Raw genomic sequence first — 18,054 nt, forward strand, 5'->3', positions numbered from 1 at the left:
AACGCAATTATCATCTGTGAAATGGGCTCCCGCTGCTGCGCAGCAGTGGCTTTCACATGACGAAGGTTGCATTTCACAATGTGGAAAATCGGCCTTTTTTTCGACCGCCTACAATGCGTTCATTCTTCAAGTTTCCGATGACTCCGCTATGACGCTGTCCCACGGCCCGCTGGGCCAGAGCGTGGCCTACGCCTCGCAATACGACCCCTCCCTGCTCTTCCCCATCGCGCGTTCGCACAATCGCGCGGCGCTGAACCTGGAAGCCGGCAAGCTGCCCTTTACCGGCGTGGACCTGTGGAATGCCTATGAGCTGTCCTGGCTGGATGCCAAGGGCAAGCCGCGCGTGGCCATGGCCACCTTCTCGGTGCCGGCCGACAGCCCCAACATCATCGAGTCCAAGTCCTTCAAGCTCTATCTGAACTCGTTCAACCAGACCCGCCTGGTCAATTCGGCCGCCCTGCGCGGTCGCCTGGAGCGCGACCTGAGCGCCGCCGCCGGCGCGCCGGTGGGGCTGGATTTCTTCCTGCCGCAGCGCTTCTCCGAATTGCAGATGGGCGAAATGGATGGCGTCTATATAGACAAGCTGGATATCGAAATCGATACCTACGAGCCCGCCCCCGAAGTGCTGCGCACCCGCGCGGGCGACGTGGTCGAGGAAACGCTGGCGTCGCGCCTGTTGAAATCGAACTGCCCCGTCACGGGCCAGCCCGACTGGGCCAGCGTGCAGATCCGCTACCGTGGCGCGCCCATAGACCGCGAGTCGCTGCTGCGCTACGTGATCTCGTTCCGCCAGCATGCGGAATTCCACGAGCATTGCGTGGAACGCATCTTCAGCGACATCATGCAGGCCTGCCGGCCGGAGCAACTGACGGTCTACGCGCGCTATACGCGCCGCGGCGGGCTGGACATCAACCCCTGGCGCAGCAATTTCGAAGCCGGGCCGCCGGCGGACGTGCGTACCGTCCGCCAGTAGGCGCCGGAAACCGCGTTACTTCACAAAAGGCTCAGGCCGCGGCGTATCGTCCGCCGACGGCGGCAACACCGGGTACTGGATCGCCGGCTGATCGCCCGTCAGGGTCTTCAGGAACGCCACTATCTGCGCGTTCTCATCGGGCGTGAAGGTCCGGCCCAGCTGCAACCGGCCCATCACGTCCACGGCCTGCGTCAAGGTAGCTGCCTCGCCATCATGGAAGTACGGATAGGTCAGCGCCACGTTGCGCAGCGTCGGCACCTTGAAGTTGAAGCGGTCGGCGTCCTTGCCCGTCACCGCCGCGCGGCCCTCGGCCTTGTTCTCGGTGACGTAAGGCGTGACCAGGCCCATCTTCTGGAACGAATTGCCGCCCACCGCCACGCCGTTGTGGCAGGCCACGCAGCCGCTGTTCTTGAATAGTTCGTAGCCGGCCAGCTCGCGCACCGTCAGCGCCTTCTGGTCGCCGCGCAGCCACTGGTCGAAGCGCGAATTGGGCGTCACCAGCGTTTCCTCGAACGCGGCCAGGGCGCCGGTGACCTCGTCGATGGTGATGTCGTCTTTGCCGAAGACCTGCTTGAATTCCGCCCGGTAGCCGGGAATGGAATTCAGCACCTGCACCGCTAGTTCGTGAGTGGACGCCATCTCCATGGGATTGGCGATAGGGCCGCCCGCCTGCTCGCGCAAGTCCTTGGCCCGGCCGTCCCAGAACTGGGCGATGTTCAGGCTGGAGTTGAGCACCGTCGGCGAATTGATCGAGCCCTGCTGCCACTTGTGCCCGATCGAGGCCTTGAGATTGTCCGAACCGCCCATGCCCAGGTTGTGGCAGGAATTACAGGAAATCGCGCCGGACCGGGACAGGCGCGGATCGAAGAAGAGCTTTTTGCCCAGTTCGACCTTGGCCGGCTCCTTGATGACCGCCGGCTCCACCGGCTGTATCGGTTCCTGCGAAGCCGCCTGGGCCAGACCCATCCAACTGCCCAAGGCGACCCCGGCCGCCAGCAACGCGCTTGCCCTTCTCATTTCGCTTCTCCTGTGAATAACCTTTATCCCATAAAGGTCATTACATCAGAGGGAAACGGGTCGAACCTTGCGCCGGGTCAAACCGCCGGGCCCGTGCAGGGCCCGCCATGATCAGGAACGCACAGCCGCCGAAGCCGCAGCGGCGGGTTCCGCACGCCGCGCCTGCACCGCGATCCATTGCGCCAGGAAGGCGGCGGCAGCGAATGCGACGCCCGCGCCCACCCAGGGACCCTGCCGCAGCCCGGCGTCCAGCAGCAGGCCGAAGGCCAGCGGCCCCAGGGCCGAGCCCACGTCCATGCCGGAGTACACCAGTCCGTAGACCGAGCCGGTGGAACCCTTGGGCGTGACGCGGCGGATCAGCATGTCGCGCGACGGCGCCGCGACGCCGGAGCAGAAGCCCGCCAGGGCCACCACCGGTGCGGCCATCACGGCCGGCACCAAACCCAGCGCCAGCACCACCAGCGTCAGGCCCGCCAGGATCAGGGCCACCATCACGGTGCGTTCGGTACGCGGATTGGCCGACACCAGGAAGCCGCCCGCGGCCATGCCGACGGCCGAAGCCACCATGTAGCCGGACAGCGCCGAACTGGCCGCGACCTTGGACAGGTCGTACAGCTGGCCCAGCAAGGGGATGGTGTAGTTCTGCACCGAGGACAGCGCAATGGAGGTGCAGGCGAAGAACAGGAACGCGCCCCACAGCGCCGGCTTGGACAAGAGCGTGGTCAGCGTCGTCAGCACGCTTTCCTGCGGCTTTGCCGCGGGCTTGGGAGCGGCCTTGCCGGCTTCCACGTCCGCGTGGCCTTCCAGCGGCGACGGGCCGCCGATCAGATCGCGACCCAGAATCGTCAACAACAGCACCAAGGCCACCAGCCCGGCGGCGCTATAGGCCGCTACGCGCCAGTCTGCGAGCAAGGTGATGCTGGTCATGAAAACCGGGGTAAGCGCCCAGCCCAGATTACCCGTCAGCCCGTGCGTGGAGAAGGCATGTCCCAGGCGCGGCGCGGAAATGCGATGGTTGATGATGGAATAGTCGGCCGGGTGGAAAACCGAATTGCCGATGCCGCCCACCACAGCCGCCGCCACCAGCATGGCGTAGCCGTTGGCCGATCCGATCAGCACGCCGGACAACACGAAGCACGCCAGCCCGAACCACAGCACCGGCCGCGCGCCGATGCGGTCCACCACGAAGCCCGAGGACGCCTGGCCGATGCCGGAAACCACATAGAACGTGGACACCAGCAGCCCAAGGCGGGCAAAGTCCAGGCCGAACTCGTTGCCCAGCGAGACATAGAGCGAGGGCAGGACCAGTTGGAAGAAGTGGGAGGAAGCGTGGGCGACCCCGATCAGCAGAATGATCTTCCAGTCGCGCCGGCGGGCGGCGGCGTCCAGGGCCAGGGTATTCGCAGCGGTGTTCATTGCAGGCGGCCGCGGTCAGCGGCAGGTGGCGCGGCGCCGATGCGGCGGTGCGCGGGTTGTCTCCGGCAACGTCCGGATGTTCCGGGCGTTGGACTCTAGGCGCCGTCCCGGACACGCCGGCGGATCGCTCTTGGTATGTAACGGCGGCCGCCTTGCGCGAGCCGTGCCGCCGCTCTGTCAAACAAAAATACGGACTCTGGACTACATGGCCTTTTCGCGGATGGCGGGCCACGCGCGCTGCAGGTAATACAGCATCGACCACACCGTCAGCACCGCCGCCACGATGATCAGCACATCGCCCAGCAGGCGCGAGCTGACGCCGTAGATCGGCTGGTTGTACAGCAGGCACGGAATCGCCACCATTTGCGCGGCCGTCTTGAACTTGCCCAGCCGGTGCACCGCCACGCTGGCGCTGGCGCCGATCTTGGCCATCCATTCGCGCAGCGCGGAAATCGTGATTTCACGGCCGATGATGATCAGGGAAATAAAGGCGTCGACGCGGCTGAGGTCCAGCAGGACGATCAGGGCCGCGCAGACCATCAGCTTGTCGGCGACCGGATCCAGGAAGGCCCCGAACGCCGAGGTCTGGTTCCAGCGGCGGGCCAGCCAGCCATCGAACCAGTCGGTCAGCGCCGCAATAATGAAAGCCCAGGCGGCGAAAGTGTCGCGCACAGGGACCGACATCCAGCTTTCGGGCAGGTAGAACAGCCCGACCACCAGCGGAATCATGGCGATGCGCAGCCATGTCAGGATAATGGGTACATTAATTGGCATAGTGTCCGTATGCTAACAGTAAGACGCCCCCCCGAAGCGCCGGAGGCGCTTCCCCCCCAGGGGGGCGCCGCTGCGGACCGGCGGAGCCGGATCCGCGCAGCCTGGCTGGCGCTACGCCGGTTGCTGCGTCTGTAACCGAGCAGAGGGTGAGTAACCGCCGGCATTTATGCATGGCGGCTACCGCAGGGCTTCATAGATGCGAATCGCCAGGTCTTGGGAGATGCCGTCGACCGAGGCCAGGTCTTCGATGCTGGCCGAAGCCACGCCCGAGAAGCCGCCGAAACGGGCCAGCAGGCGCTGGCGGCGGCGGGCGCCGATGCCTTCGATTTCTTCCAGGCGAGAAACGTTGCGGGCCTTGGCGCGGCGGGCGCGCATGCCGGTGATGGCGAAGCGGTGCGCCTCGTCGCGCACTTGGGCGATCAGCATCAGCGCGGCGGATTCGCCGCCCAGCGCCACCGGCGGGCGGGCGTCGGCGAACACCAGGGTCTCCAGGCCGACCTTGCGCCCTTCCCCCTTGGCCACGCCTACCAACGTCTGGATATCCAGGCCCAGTTCCACGAACACCTGGCGGGCGACTTCCACCTGGCCCTTGCCGCCGTCGATCAGCACCAGGCCGGGCATGGGCGCCTCGCCGTCCGCCACCTTGGCGAAGCGGCGGCTCAGTACCTGGCGCATCGCGGCGTAATCGTCGCCCGGCGTGATGCCGGCGATGTTGTAGCGGCGGTACAGCGACGGCTGCATGTCGTGGTGTTCGAACACCACGCAGGACGCCTGGGTTGCTTCGCCCGCCGTGTGGCTGATGTCGAAGCATTCGATGCGCAACGCGTCGAGCGCGGCTTCGTCCGTGTCCAGGTCCAGCGCCTCGGCCAGCGCCAGTGTCCGGGCGGCGCGGGCGCCGGACTCGGTCAAGGCGCGGGCCAAGGCCATTTCGGCGTTCTTGGCCGCCTGCTCCAGCCAGGCGCGGCGCGCGCCTTGCGGACGCGTCAGCACCCGCGACGGGCGTCCGCCCGCCTGTTCCACCAACAGGCCGATCAGGTCAGGATCCGGCAAGGCGTGCGAACAGACCAGCACCGGCGGCATGGCATTGTCGGTGTAGTGCTGGGCCACGAAGGCTTCCAGCACCTGCGGCGCGGCCTCGCCTTCGGCATGCGTGGGAAAGAACGGCTTGTCGCCCAGATGGCGGCCGCCCCGCACCATGGCCAGATTGACGCAGACCTTGCCGCCCGCGATCGCCACCGCAATGATGTCGGTGTCCTCGCCGCTGACGTTTTCCATGGTCTGCTGGTGCAATACGCGCGCCAGCGACCCCATCTGGTCGCGCAGCGCCGCCGCTTCCTCGAAGCGCAGTTCGCTGGCCGCCTGCTGCATCCGGCTTTCGATTTCGCCCATCACCTCCTTGGCTTCCCCGTTGAGGAAGCGCACGGCGCGCTGCACGTCGCGTTCGTAGTCGGCGGCTTCGATCGCGCCGACGCAGGGCGCCGAGCAGCGCCCGATCTGATGCAGCAGACAGGGTCGCGAACGGTTGGCGAAGACCGAGTCCTCACAGGTCCGCAGGCGGAATACCTTCTGCAGGATCTGGATGGTCTCGCGCACGGCCCAGGCATTGGGGAACGGCCCGAAGTACTGCCCGCGCTTGTTGGTGGCGCCGCGGTAATAGGCAATGCGCGGCCATTCGTGGCCGGTGATCAGCAGGTAGGGATAAGACTTGTCGTCGCGGAACAGGATGTTGTAGCGCGGCTTCAGGGTCTTGATGAGGTTGTTTTCGAGGATCAGCGCTTCCGCTTCGGAGCGCGTCACCGTCACCTCCAGCCGCGCCACCTTCGCCACCATCTGGGCGATGCGGGGGCTGGCCAGGTTCTTCTGGAAATACGACGAGACGCGCTTCTTCAGGTCGCGCGCCTTGCCGACATACATGACCTCTCCGGCCGCATCCAGATGCCGGTACACGCCCGGCAGATGCGGCAGGTCAGCCAGGAACGATTTGAGATTGAAGTCGTCGGGCATTCTGATAACGGCTTTCAGCCTGCAAGGTATCCCAGTCCGGCGCGTCAAAGCGCGGCATCAGGCGGCGGATGCGCGCCACGGACTCGGGCGCGTGCTCGAACTTCAGGCGTTCGAGCAATTCGTCCGCCAGGTCCGGCCGGTTGCACACCAGCACCATATCGCAGCCGGCGCCCAGCGCCGCGTTGGCGCGGTCCAGGATGTCGCCCGCGACCGAGGCCCCTTCCATGGTCAGGTCGTCCGAGAACACCACTCCATCGTAGCCCAGGCGGGTGCGCAGGATGTCCTGCACCCAGCGCTTGGAGAAGCCGGCCGGGTGCTTGTCGACCTTGGGATAGATCACGTGCGCAGGCATCATCGACGGCAGCACTGCATCGCCCAGCCAGGCGTACGGCGCGGCATCGTCCTGCAGGATCTTGTCCAGCGGACGCGGGTCCACCGGGATCTCGTGGTGCGAATCCGCCTCCACGAAACCATGGCCGGGGAAATGCTTGCCGCAGGCCGACATGCCCGCCAGCTGCAAGCCCTGGATCAGCGCGCGCGACAGCATCGTGACCACGCGCGGGTCCTGGTGGAAGGCGCGGGTGCCGATCACCTTGCTGACGCCGTAGTCCAGGTCCAGCACCGGCGTGAAGCTCATGTCCACGCCGCAGGCGCGCAGCTCGGCGGCCAGCACGTAGCCGGCTTCGGTCGCAAGGCGCATGGCCTGCAGCGGATCGCGGTCCCACAACGCGCCCAGGTCGCGCATGGCGGGAAGCGCCGTGAAGCCGTCGTCGCGGAAGCGCTGCACACGGCCGCCTTCGTGGTCCACCAGGATCAAGAGCGGCTCCTTGCGGGCCTTGTGGATCTGGCGCGTCAGCTCGGTCAGTTGCTTGCGGCTTTCGAAGTTGCGCGCAAACAGGATCACGCCGCCCACCAGCGGATGGCGCAGGCGCTTCTTCTCCGCCTTCGTCAGCGAGTGTCCCGCCACATCGACCATCACGGGGCCGGGCGGCAGGACCGCCCTGGATTTCTTCTTGGCCATGTCAGGCTGTCCTTCTGTCTAAGTCTGGCAAGCCGGCGGCAGACACGAGTCCGCCGATCAGGGCTTGCGTTCGACCACCACGTAAGCGGCGGCCATGTCGGATTCGTCGGTAATGGAAACGTGGGCCGCACCAAAGCGCTGCTCGTACCATTGCAGCAGTTCGGGCGCGATCACCAGCACGGGACGCCCGCCGGGCGCATTCAGCGTCTGCACGCGCCGCCATGTCATGGGCATGCGCATGCCCAGGCCTATGGCCTTGGAAAACGCCTCCTTGGCCGCGAAGCGCGTAGCCAGGAAACGCAGGCCGCGCACCGGGTCGCGGGCGCGGCGCGCGTGGAACTTCTGCAGTTCTTCGACGCCCAGGATCTTTTCGGCAAAACGGTCGCCGTGGCGCGCCAGCGCGCGCTCGATGCGGTCGATGCGCAGCAGGTCCATGCCGATGCCGGCAATGGCGCCTGCGGGCGCAGCGGGGCGGGAAGCGTCAGACATGGGAATCAGCGCGCGGCCGCAGGAAAAAACGGGATACCGGGCTCGCGGTCACAGCCCGCGCAGCGCTTGCAGGCGGGCCTGCACCATCAGCGCCTTCATGTCACGCACCGCTTTTTCCCAGCCGTCGAACACCGCCTGCGCCACGATGGCGTGGCCGATGTTGAGTTCGGAAATGCCTTCCAGCGCGGCCACCGGCTTGACGTTGCCGTAATGCAGGCCGTGGCCTGCGTTCACGCGCAAGCCGTGGCGCAGCCCTTCGGTCACGGCCAGGCGCAAGCGCTGCAGTTCGGCCTCGGCGGCCTCGCCTTCAGCTTCGGCGTAGGCGCCGGTGTGCAATTCGATCACCGGCGCGCCGGCCTTGGCCGCGGCCGCGATCTGCACGGGATCCGGATCGATGAAGAGCGACACGCGGATGCCGGCCTCGGCCAGCAGGCCCACCGCATCCGACACCGGCCCCATGGCGCCCGCGACTTCAAGGCCGCCTTCGGTCGTCAGTTCGGTGCGCTTTTCGGGCACCAGGCAAACGTCGCTGGGCTTGACCGCGCAGGCGATCTCCAGCATTTCCGCCGTCACCGCGCATTCCAGGTTCATGCGCGTACGCAATTGCGGACGCATGGCGTAGACGTCCTTGTCCTGGATATGGCGCCGGTCTTCACGCAGATGCAGCGTGATCAGATCGGCGCCGGCGTCCTCCGCGCGCAGCGCGGCGAGCACCGGGTCCGGATAGGTCGTGTGGCGCTGTTGCCGCAGCGTGGCAACGTGATCGATGTTTACACCAAGTTCTATCATTGCACTTTCGTTGTTTCTTCCCAGCCGCCGCCCAGGGCCTTGTACAGCTCCACGCGGTTGATCAGCGCGGCCAGGCCAGTCTGGACCAGGGCGAGCTGGGCATTGAAAAAGTCCACCTGCGCGGTCTGCACCTGCAGGTAGCTGTCGATACCATTGGTATAACGCAGATTCGACAGTTCCAGCGTGCGGCCGGACGCGTCCTGCAGGGCGCGCTGGGCATCCAGTTGCGCCCCGTAGGTGGCTTCGCCGGCCAGCGCGTCCGACACTTCGCGGAACGCCTGCTGGATGGACTGTTCGTACTGCGCCACGGCGATATTGTCGCGCGCCTTGGCCAGGTTCAGCCCTTCGCGGATGCTGCCGCCGGCAAACAGCGGCGTGGTGATCGACGGCGAGAAGCTCCAATAGCCCTGGCCGCCCTTGAACAGGTCGCCCAACGAGGGGCTGGCCACCCCTAGCAGGCCGGTCAGCGAGATGGTCGGGAAGAACGCCGCGCGCGCCGCGCCGATATTGGCGTTGGCGGACAGCAGCTGGTTTTCCGCGGCCATGATGTCCGGACGGCGCTCGAGCAGATCGGACGGCAGGCCGGCTGGCACCGTCGCCAGAAGCTGGTCGCGGCCGAACACGGCCGGCGCCGGCAGGTCCGGCGGCAAGGGCGTGCCGACCAGCAGCACCAGCGCGTTCATGGCCTGGGCCTGGGCGCGGGCCAGTTGAGCCAGATCGGACGAGGCCGTATCCAGCAGCGACTTGGCCTGGTTCAGGTCCAGCTCCGAAGCCACGCCGCCGTCGAAACGCCGCTTGACCAGGTCATAGGATTCCTGGCGCGACGCCAGGGTGCGCTGCGTCAGGTCCAGCTGGACCTCGGCGGCGCGCAGGTTGAAGTACGACTGCGCGACCGCGCCGACCAGCGTGATCTGCGCACTCTTCTGCGCCTGCTCGGTCGACAGGTACTGCTGATACGCCGCCTCGGAGAGGTTGCGCAGGCGGCCGAACAGGTCGATCTCGAAGGTGGTCAGGCCGATGCCTGCCTGGTACGAGCTGCTGATCGAACCCGCGCCGGGCTGCCGCATGTTCTGGGGCAGATGCTGACGCTGGCCCTGGATGCCGGCGCCGATGCTGGGCCATTGCGCGCCGCGCTGGATGCCGTATTGGGCGCGAGCCTCTTCCACGCGCTCCACCGCCACGCGCAGGTCGCGGTTGTTGACCAGCGCCAGCTCGATCAGGCTTTGCAGGCGCGGATCGCGGAAGAACTCGCGCCAGCCCAGATTGGCCGCCGGCGTGCCGTCCTGCGGCATGACCGCGGTGGACGGCTGGGTGCCCAGCGAGGTGGGCTTGGCGTAGCCGCCATACTGCACCTTGGGCTGATCGGGCCACGTACCGGAAACCGGCGCATCGGGGCGCTTGTAATCGGGCGCCAGCGAGCAGCCGGCCAACGCCACCGCCACGAAAGCGGACAAGGCGGTCTGTTTGAACTTCAGGGCTTTCATTCCTTGCCCTCCTGGCCACCGTTGGGTTGTGCGGGGTGTTGCGCGGGCGCGTCCGGCGCAGCCTGTCCGGCTGCGGCCTTCTTGGCCGCCTGCTCTTCTTCGAAGGCGCGCAGTTCAGCGCCCAACAGGCGCGGACGGGTCTTGAACAGGCCCAGCACCACCACGAAGAAGGTCGGCACGAAAATCACCGCGAACGGCGTGGCGGCCAACATGCCGCCCAGCACGCCCAGACCCACGGCGCGCTGGCTGGCGGCGCCTGCGCCAGTCGCCATGGCCAGGGGCACCACGCCCAGGATGAAGGCCAGCGACGTCATCAAGATGGGACGGAACCGCAGCCTCGCGGCTTCCACCGCGGATTCATACAGCCCCATGCCGCGAGCGTACTGGTCCTTGGCGAATTCCACGATAAGAATGGCGTTCTTGGCCGCCAAGCCGATCACGGTCACCATGCCCACCTGGAAGTACACGTCGTTGGACATGCCCAGCGCGCTGATCAACGCCACCGCGCCCAGCATGCCCAGCGGCACCACCAGCATCACCGAAATCGGGATGGCCCAGCTTTCATACAGGGCGGCCAGCACCAGGAACACCACCAGCAGCGACAGGCCCATCAGGATCGGAGCCTGGTTGCCGGCCTGGCGTTCCTGGTAGGAAAGGCCGTTCCACTCGTAGCCGAAGCCCTGCGGCAACTGGCCCACCAGACGCTCCATCTCGGCCATCGCCTCGCCCGTGGTGTAACCAGGGGCGGCGTCGCCGCCGATACGCATGGACTCGTAGCTGTTGTAGCGCACCACCTGCACCGGACCCTGCTTCCACTCGGCCTTGACGAAGGTGGACAGCGGCACCATGCCGCCCTGGCTGTTGCGGGCGTTCAGCTGCAGCACGTCATTGAGCTGCATGCGGTACGGCGCGTCGGCCTGCACCCAGATGTTCTGCATCCGGCCCAGGTTGGGGAACTTGCTCAGGTAGGCGGAACCGACCGCGGTGGAAATCAGCGAGGCAGCCTCGTTGAAGTCCACGCCCAGCGCAGCCGCTTTCTCGCGGTCGATGGTCAGGCTGAGCTGCGCGCCCGGCCCCAGGCCGGTGATGCGCACCTGCGACAGCACGGGGCTCTTCATGACCAGGCCCATGAGTTCGCCGGTGGCCGCGGCCAGGGCGGCGGAACCCGCCGCGCCGCGATCCTGCAGGCGGAAGTCGAAGCCGGTCGCGTTGCCCAGGGACGAAATGGCGGGTGGCACCAAGGTGAACACCTGCGCGTCATGGATGCCCATCAGCTGCTTTTCGAAGGCATGGAAGGCAATGGCGCCCGCCGAGTCCTGGCGCGACTTGCGCTCGCTGAAGTCCTTCAGCGTGACGAAGGCGATAGCGGCGTTCAGGCCGTTGCCGTTGAAGCTGTAGCCCTGCACGGCGATGATGTTCTCGACCGCGGGCACGTCCGAGAAGTACTTCTCGACCTGCTCGATGACCTCGACCGTGCGGTTGGCGGTAGCGCCGGTGGGCAGCTCGATGTTGCTGACCACGTAGCCCTGGTCTTCCTCGGGCAGGAAGGACGAAGGCAGGCGCAGGTACAGCCAGCCCAGCAGCACGACCAGCAGCAGGAACGCCAGCATCATGCGGCCGCCCTTGTGCAGGATGCGCGACACCCAGTTCTGGTAGTTGTGGGTGGTGGCGTCGAACTTGCGGTTGAACCAGCCGAAGAAGCCCTTCTTGTCCTCGTGGTGGCCCTTGGGCACCGGCTTGAGGATGGTGGCGCACAGCGCCGGGGTGAAGGTCAGGGCCAGCAGTGCCGAGAAGAAGATCGACACGGCCATCGCGATCGAGAACTGGCGGTAGATCACACCCACCGAACCGCTCATGAAGGCCAGCGGCAGGAACACCGTCACCAGCACCAGCGTAATGCCGATGATGGCGCCGCTGATCTGCGGCATCGCTTTCTTGGTGGCTTCCTTGGGTGGCAAGCCCTCTGTGGACATGATCCGCTCGACGTTTTCCACCACCACGATGGCGTCGTCCACCAGAATCCCGATGGCCAGCACCATGGCGAACATGGTCAGCACGTTGATGGAGAACCCGAGCGCCAGCATCACCGCGAACGCCCCCAGCATGGCCACCGGCACCACCAGGGCCGGGATCAGGGTGTAGCGGACGTTCTGCAGGAACAGGTACATCACCAGGAACACCAGCACCATGGCTTCCGCCAGGGTGTGGACCACCTGCTCGATGGACACCTTGACGTAGGGCGCCGTGTCGTACGGAATGGAGTACGTGATGTTGCCCGGGAAGTACTTGGACAGCTCTTCCATCTGCTGGCGCACGCCCTGGGCGGTGGCCAGCGCGTTGGCGTTGGGCGACAGCACGATGGCGAATGCGGCCGTCGGCTTGCCGTTCAGGCGGGCGCCGAACTGGTAGTTGTCCGCGCCGACTTCGATGCGGGCGACGTCGCGCAGCAGCACCTTGGAGCCGTCGGTGTTGGCGCGCAGGACGATCTTGCCGAAGCCCTCCACCGTGCTCAGCTGGCCGTTGGCCGTGACCGTGGCGGTGATGCGCTGCGAATCCGGGTTGGGCGGCGCGCCGATGCTGCCGCCGGAAATCACCACGTTCTGCTGGGCGATGGCCTGGTTGACCTGCGACATGCTCAGGTTGAACCCGACCAGCTTGGCGGGATCGACCCACACGCGCATGGCGCGCGGCGCCGCGAACAGCTGGAACTGGCCCACGCCGGGCACGCGGGAAACGGGGTTCTTGATGTTGCGGGTGATGTAGTCGGCCAGCGCCGTCTGGTCCAGCGAACCGTCGGTGGACGACACCGCCGCCACCATCAGGAAGCCGGTACTGGTCTGCTCATATTGCAGGCCCTGCTGCTGCACGGCGGTGGGCAACTGCGCGACCACGTTGGACACGCGGTTCTGCACGTCCACCTGCGCCAAGTCTGGATTGGTGCCCGGAGCGAAGGTCGCGGTGATGGTCGAGGTGCCGTAGGAATCGCTGACCGACTCGTAGTAGATCAGGCCCTTGGCGCCGTTGAGCTGGTCTTCGATGATACTGGTGACCTGCTCGGCCACTTCGTTGGCCGACGCGCCGGGGTACGTGGCCGTGATCGTGATCGCGGGCGGCGCTACGTCCGGGTACTGCGAAATCGGCATGTTCGGGATCGCCAGCACCCCGGCCAGCAGGATGAACAGGGCGACTACCCAGGCGAAAATCGGTCTATCAATAAAAAATTGCGGCATGTGGGCTGACTCTGAAAGCGATGCTCACCAAAGAGGAACGCGGCGCTTGCGCCGCGTGCCGCTTAAGATTTCTGGCCTGCGGCCTTGTCCTGCTGCGCAGGTTCGGCCGGCTTGGCGCCAGGCTGCGGGGCGGATTCCGCTGGCTTGGCACCCGGTTGCGCGGGCGCCTGGCCGCCCGGGGCGGGCGTGCCGTTCTTCCATTCGCTGGCCTGAACCGGAGCGCCCGGGCGAACCTTCTGGAATCCTTCCACCACGACCACGTCGCCGGCCTTCAGGCCGCTGGTGACGATCCAGTTGCTCTTGAGGGCGCCGCCGGTGGTGACCGGAATCTGCTCGATCTTGTTGTCCTTGACCAGCATCAGGCTTTGCAGGCCGTCCGCGGTACGCTGCAGCGCTTGCTGCGGCACCATCAGGGCCTTGTCGTCCACGCCCTGCTCGAGGCGCACGCGCACGTACATGCCGGGCAGCAGGATGCCATCGGGGTTGGGGACTTCGGCGCGCAGGTTCACCTGGCCCGTGGTCGGATCCACGGTGATGCCGGTGAACAGCAGCTTGCCCGGCTGGCCGTATTCGGAGCCGTCTTCCAGCACGATGGTGGCGCGCGCCGTATCCTTGCCGACCTGTTGCAGTTGGCCGCTGGCGAAGGCGCGGCGCAAGGATGCGAGTTCCGCGGTGGACTGGGTGAAGTCGACGTAGATCGGATCCAGCTGCTGCACCGTGGCCATCTGCGTGGCCGAAGTGGCCTCGACCAGCGCGCCTTCGGTGACCAGCGGCTTGCCGATGCGGCCGGTAATGGGCGAGGTGACGTCGGTGTAGCCGAGGTTGATGGCGGCATTGTCCTGCGCCGCCTTGGCGGCGGCGACGGAGGCGTCGGCCTGGCGGTACGAAGCCACGGCGTTGTCGTATTCCTGCTTGCTGACGGCGTTGGCCTTGACCAGCGGGGCGTAACGGTCGGCCAGCAGCTTGGCGCTGAACAGGTTGGCCTGCGCCTGCTTGAGCTGCGCCGTCGCCTGATCGTAGGCAGCCTTGTAGGGCGCCGGATCGATCTTGAAGAGCAGTTGGTTTTCCTTGACGTCGCCGCCTTGCTCGAAGGCGATCTTCTGGACGATGCCGGTGACCCGCGAACGGATCTGCGCATCCCGGACGGCGTCGACGCGGCCGGGCAATTCGGACACGATGGGCGCGCGCTGCGGCTGGATCGTAATGACGCTGACCTGGGGCATGCCTGGATTCATGTGCGGCTTTTCGCCGCAACCAGCCAATATCAGTGCGAGGACCCCGCCGGAAAAAGCCAGCCCTGAAACACGTTTAGGCGAAAACCGCATTGAAACCCCCGCGTAGCGTAATTAACCGTAATCGCGTCATGTAATCGCAGTATTTAAGCGCGGCATTGGCCACGTTAAATAAGAAGCATGCGTCATCAAGGCACGTAATCAGCCCAGTAATGTAACTCAGTTATTGGGGAAATCACTGATTTTTAGTGCTTCAAATGCCACGCGCGCGGGGATTTCATACAACAGATCAGCTCTCGGAAAGCTCCCGCAACTTGCCCAGGAACACATAGCCCATGCCGTGCACGGTATGCAGCGGCAGCCTGGCGCCGGCCAGCAGGACCTTGCCGCGCAGGCGGCAGATCGCCACATTCAGTGTGCGCATGGTGGTGCGTTTGCGCACCGCCATGAATTCATCGCGCCGCAATTCCCTGGCGGGATTGCCCGCCAGGCAAAGCAGGCAGGTACGCTCCAGGGCTGTCAGGCCGATGCGGGCTCCATGGGGCGTAAGCAGTGTCCAGCCCTGGTAGACCAGGGACCACCAGCCGTCCATGGCGTAAGAAGTGTCGGCCGCGCGGGCGGGCGCGACCTGTGCAAGGCGAGCGGGGGCATTCACGACGGATCTCCACCAGGAAGGCCCGCGCCGCACGGGGTGGCGGCCGGTTCCCGGAACAAGGTTGCAATTGGCCCCGAAAGCCTACCGCTGGAACCCGTGGGCGTTGAAATTGCAAGGCATCTATAAGACCAATCCGGCAGGAAATCCGTCCGGACTTTGTCCAGATGTGCCGCACTCGCCCCCCCTGCCCGCCAGCTCAGGTGCGCTTGCCGTTGCGATGGATATCGTGAGTGACGAAACAACTGTCCTGGGTCGGACGGGCCAGGATCCCGGGCTTGGCGAGCGTCGCGCGGATGTCGGCCAGGCCCGACTCCCAGTGCTCGCGCATGGCCTCGGTGCCGAATTCGTAGTCCTTGGAAAAGCGCTCGCGGTGCTTGGACTCGTAGATGAGGTTGATGATGTTGGTGGCCGGCGTATGGGACAGCTTGCGGATCTCGGCGAACTCCGCCGCGTTGCGCTCGGCCGCCGGCAGCTTCGCCAGCAGGCGTTGCAGGCCGTGGCGCAGCTTGAGCACGCGCCGCAGCTGGTCCGTGACCAGGCGGGTGCGGCTGGAGTACTGGATATCCTTCTGGCGCTCGGCCACTTCCTCCAGGTTGCTCGGCAGGCCGCCGCGCGCGGGCCACAGATCGACCTGGAACGCCAGCGTGTCCCGCATGCTGTCGGTGGTCAGCACTTGTGCCAGCGGCGTGTTGGACACGACGCCGCCGTCCCAATAGTGTTCGCCGTCGATCTCGACGGAAGGGAAGCCTGGCGGCAAGGCGCCCGAGGCCATGATGTGCTCGGGCCGCAGCGTGTCCTTCAGGCTGTCGAAGTAGGCGAAGTTGCCGGTCCGCACGTTGACCACGCCAAAGCTGGCGCGCACGGCCCCGCTATTGAGCAGGTCGAAGTCCACGAACTCCCGCAAGGTCGCAGCCAGCGGCGTGGTGTCGTAGAAGCTGGTGGACGCCGCGCCCCTGCCATGCACCAGGTAGGGCGGCGGAAAACGCGGTTTGAAGAAGCCTGGCTGGCCCGAGAACAAGGCCTGGAAGGCTGACACATGCCCGTTCATGACCGGCGAACCAAAGCCGAACGGCAAGCCTTCGAACATGGGGCCGAGCGTCTCGCCCCAGGGTACCGAAGCGAAACCCGCCGGCCGGCAGATGGCTTCCCAGAAGCCGCGCAGGCGCTCCACGCGCTCGTCCTCGGGCGACCCCGCGATGATGGCCGCGTTGATCGACCCGATGGAAATGCCGGAAATCCAGTTGGGCCGGATACCCGCTTCGTGCAACCCCTGGTACACCCCGGCCTGGTAGGCCCCCAGCGCCCCGCCGCCTTGCAGCACCAGGGCGACGACTTCATAGGGCGGCGTATCGCCGGTGTCTTGCTTCGGAGCCTTGCGGCGAGTACTCATGCGGCTTCCTCTAGGCAGGGCCGGCGGACCGCCCTACTTGCTTTTGTCCGGCAACTGCGGCGCAGCCACGCCCGCGCGGAACGGATACTTGGAGAAGATCTGCGCTACCACCTTGTCCGTGTTCTCGGGCGAGGCGCTGGCATCGGGCTGGACCTCGCCCACCGCCACGCCTTCCCACACCAGCTGTCTGCGGCGCGCGTCGACGAGGTCGATGTTCAAGGTGCCCTCAGTATATTGGTAGACGTCATCGCCCCAGCCGTAGCCGGGCCAGCCGCCATAGAAGCCGGCGCGATAGCCGTAGTACGGACCCATGGGCGGCGCGGCCGGAGTGACCTGCACCTTCTGCTGCAGCTTGGCGCTGAAGTTGACCAGCAGGTCGGGATTTGCTGCGCTATAGGTATAGCCGCGCATTTCCATCTGGCCGCGCGTGGCGTTCTTCAGGCGCTCGGTCAGCAAGGTGCTGTAGCCGGCCTTGTCGGTGCCCAACGGCGTCATGTACCCGAAGGTTCGGTACTGCGCGAAATTTGCCTGATGATCGTAGTCGCTCTTGACGTCAGGGCCAGTGGCGCAGGCCGCCAACAACGCCGTCATGGAACCCGCAGCCAGCAATTTGAACGCTTTCATGTCGTTTTCTCCGTGAGCCCGATGCCTGAACATAGTGCCGCGAAGCCTGCAAAATTTCAACAGAATCTCATTCGCATCGCGTCCGCTGTGAACCACGGGCACAGCCCCCGTCCATTACACTTTCAGCTATCCCATACCCTGACCACGGCACGACAAAGATGTTGGAACTCGACGGCTCGATTTGGTTTCGCTCCGGCGCCCAGACCTGGGGCGGAAAAAACCGCATAGACCTGCTGGCGCAGATCGACGCCACGGGATCCATCACGGCCGCCGCGCGCGCCGTGGGCATGAGCTACAAGGGCGCATGGGACGCCATCGACGCCATGAACAATCTGGCGGGCGAGCCTTTGGTGATCAGGGCCGCCGGCGGCAAGGGCGGCGGCGGCACGCGCCTGACGGACCGCGCGCGCGGCCTGATCGGCACCTTCCGCGCCCTGGAAGCCGAACACCGCAAGTTCATGGAAAACCTGACCCGCGCTGGCGTGAACGCCAGTGGCGACATCGATCTCATGAGGCGTTTCATGCTCAAGACCAGCGCACGCAACAAACTGCTAGGCACCGTCATCCAGATCCGCGCCGGCGCCGTCAATGACGAAATCGTGCTGCGCATCGCGGGGGGCCTGACCATCACGGCCACCATCACCCGTGAAAGCACGCAGGAATTGGGGCTGGCGACCGGCAAGGAAGCCATCGCGCTGATCAAGGCGTCGTCCGTCATCGTGGGCGCGCCCGGCCCCGGCCTGCGCCTGTCGGCGCGCAATCAGCTGCCGGGCAAGATCACGGCATTGCGCCCGGGCGCCGTCAATAGCGAGATCCTGATCGGACTGGACGGCGGCATGACGCTGGCGGCCATCGTCACCAATGAAAGCGCGCAGGACCTGGGATTGGACGTAGGCGCCGACGCGGTGGCGATCTTCAAGGCCTCCAGCGTGATTCTGGGCGTGCTGGACTGAGCC

General features: G+C 66.0%; 15 protein-coding genes. 2 read left to right on the forward strand and 13 right to left on the reverse strand.

Going from position 1 to position 18,054, the window contains the following annotated elements:
• Positions 1-148: 148 nt before the first annotated feature.
• Positions 149-973 carry an NADPH-dependent 7-cyano-7-deazaguanine reductase QueF gene (gene queF / locus AC1RHV_RS08715; RefSeq protein ID WP_054452874.1) on the forward strand — a complete coding sequence of 275 codons (825 nt, stop codon included), beginning with the start codon at positions 149-151 and terminating at the stop codon, positions 971-973.
• Positions 974-988: 15 nt separating this feature from the next.
• Here the strand turns inward: queF and AC1RHV_RS08720 are convergent, their stop codons facing one another.
• The 13 genes from AC1RHV_RS08720 to AC1RHV_RS08780 all read right to left on the reverse strand — a co-directional run bounded on the left by AC1RHV_RS08720 (position 989) and on the right by AC1RHV_RS08780 (position 17,098).
• Entirely contained in the window at positions 989-1,990 is a 1,002-nt protein-coding gene (locus AC1RHV_RS08720) for a cytochrome-c peroxidase (RefSeq protein ID WP_054452876.1), read from the reverse strand.
• A gap of 111 nt (positions 1,991-2,101) precedes the next feature.
• Complete coding sequence (locus AC1RHV_RS08725; protein WP_175181793.1) at positions 2,102-3,406, reverse strand: MFS transporter; 1,305 nt, start codon at positions 3,404-3,406, stop codon at positions 2,102-2,104.
• A 201-nt stretch (positions 3,407-3,607) separates the two neighbouring features.
• Complete coding sequence (gene pgsA, locus AC1RHV_RS08730; protein ID WP_119449989.1) at positions 3,608-4,180, reverse strand: CDP-diacylglycerol--glycerol-3-phosphate 3-phosphatidyltransferase; 573 nt, start codon at positions 4,178-4,180, stop codon at positions 3,608-3,610.
• Positions 4,181-4,357: 177 nt separating this feature from the next.
• Positions 4,358-6,184, reverse strand: a complete 1,827-nt coding sequence (gene uvrC / locus AC1RHV_RS08735) for an excinuclease ABC subunit UvrC (RefSeq protein WP_054452880.1) — start codon at positions 6,182-6,184, stop codon at positions 4,358-4,360.
• Entirely contained in the window at positions 6,147-7,205 is a 1,059-nt protein-coding gene (nagZ, locus tag AC1RHV_RS08740; protein WP_492300460.1) for a beta-N-acetylhexosaminidase, read from the reverse strand. The genes uvrC and nagZ overlap by 38 nt, the downstream gene beginning before the upstream one ends.
• A gap of 57 nt (positions 7,206-7,262) precedes the next feature.
• Positions 7,263-7,694 (reverse strand): holo-ACP synthase, encoded by a 432-nt coding sequence (gene acpS / locus AC1RHV_RS08745; RefSeq protein ID WP_054452884.1) that lies wholly within the window; start codon positions 7,692-7,694, stop codon positions 7,263-7,265.
• 48 nt (positions 7,695-7,742) lie between these two features.
• On the reverse strand, positions 7,743-8,483 hold the full coding sequence (pdxJ, locus tag AC1RHV_RS08750; RefSeq protein WP_054452886.1) for a pyridoxine 5'-phosphate synthase: 741 nt from the start codon (positions 8,481-8,483) through the stop codon (positions 7,743-7,745).
• Positions 8,480-9,967: an efflux transporter outer membrane subunit gene (locus AC1RHV_RS08755; RefSeq protein ID WP_054452888.1), complete on the reverse strand. Its 1,488-nt coding sequence runs from the start codon at positions 9,965-9,967 to the stop codon at positions 8,480-8,482. The genes pdxJ and AC1RHV_RS08755 overlap by 4 nt, the downstream gene beginning before the upstream one ends.
• A complete protein-coding gene (locus AC1RHV_RS08760; RefSeq protein ID WP_054452890.1) occupies positions 9,964-13,197 on the reverse strand; it encodes a multidrug efflux RND transporter permease subunit in 3,234 nt (1,077 codons plus the stop codon). Before AC1RHV_RS08760 ends, AC1RHV_RS08755 begins: the two co-directional genes overlap by 4 nt.
• Before the next feature lie 62 nt (positions 13,198-13,259).
• Positions 13,260-14,522 (reverse strand): efflux RND transporter periplasmic adaptor subunit, encoded by a 1,263-nt coding sequence (locus AC1RHV_RS08765; protein ID WP_054452892.1) that lies wholly within the window; start codon positions 14,520-14,522, stop codon positions 13,260-13,262.
• Between the two features lie 196 nt (positions 14,523-14,718).
• A complete protein-coding gene (locus AC1RHV_RS08770) occupies positions 14,719-15,084 on the reverse strand; it encodes a winged helix-turn-helix domain-containing protein (RefSeq protein ID WP_054452894.1) in 366 nt (121 codons plus the stop codon).
• Between the two features lie 196 nt (positions 15,085-15,280).
• On the reverse strand, positions 15,281-16,474 hold the full coding sequence (locus tag AC1RHV_RS08775) for a DUF3734 domain-containing protein (protein ID WP_054452896.1): 1,194 nt from the start codon (positions 16,472-16,474) through the stop codon (positions 15,281-15,283).
• A 33-nt stretch (positions 16,475-16,507) separates the two neighbouring features.
• On the reverse strand, positions 16,508-17,098 hold the full coding sequence (locus AC1RHV_RS08780) for a DUF4136 domain-containing protein (protein ID WP_054452898.1): 591 nt from the start codon (positions 17,096-17,098) through the stop codon (positions 16,508-16,510).
• Positions 17,099-17,256: 158 nt separating this feature from the next.
• On the opposite strand from AC1RHV_RS08780, the gene AC1RHV_RS08785 reads away from it, so the two are divergent.
• Positions 17,257-18,051, forward strand: coding sequence for a TOBE domain-containing protein (locus AC1RHV_RS08785; RefSeq protein WP_492300463.1), 795 nt, complete (start codon positions 17,257-17,259; stop codon positions 18,049-18,051).
• The last annotated feature ends 3 nt before the right edge of the window (positions 18,052-18,054 follow it).

It is taken from the genome of Achromobacter sp. GW823-FHT04E03 (assembly GCF_058796095.1).